The sequence below is a fragment of the Pseudoalteromonas sp. MER144-MNA-CIBAN-0113 genome (genome assembly GCF_040308965.1).
Lineage (GTDB): Bacteria > Pseudomonadota > Gammaproteobacteria > Enterobacterales > Alteromonadaceae > Pseudoalteromonas > Pseudoalteromonas tetraodonis.
In genome coordinates, this window is sequence record NZ_JBEOOG010000455.1 from 1 (window position 1) to 255 (window position 255).

At 43.1% G+C, this 255-nt stretch carries 1 pseudogene; it reads left to right on the top strand.

Annotation, left to right across the window (positions count from 1 at the left end):
- Window positions 1–255: pseudogene (locus tag AAEY57_RS20470) on the top strand (ATP-dependent helicase HrpB); the annotation flags it as partial.

The window sequence follows — 255 nt, forward strand, 5'->3', positions numbered from 1 at the left end:
TGCTTACTCGTATGCTGCAAAACGATCCTGAGCTTAGCGATGTTGATTTACTGATATTTGATGAGTTTCATGAGCGCTCTATTGCAGCCGATACTTCATTGGCATTTGCGTTAGAGACCCAAAGTGCGCTGCGCGAAGATTTAACCATAATGTTGATGTCGGCAACCCTTGATACCCAGCGCTACACTGAGTTTTTTGCTTGCCCTGTAATTCAATCAAATGGGCGCAGCTATCCAATAGATGAAGTATATATAC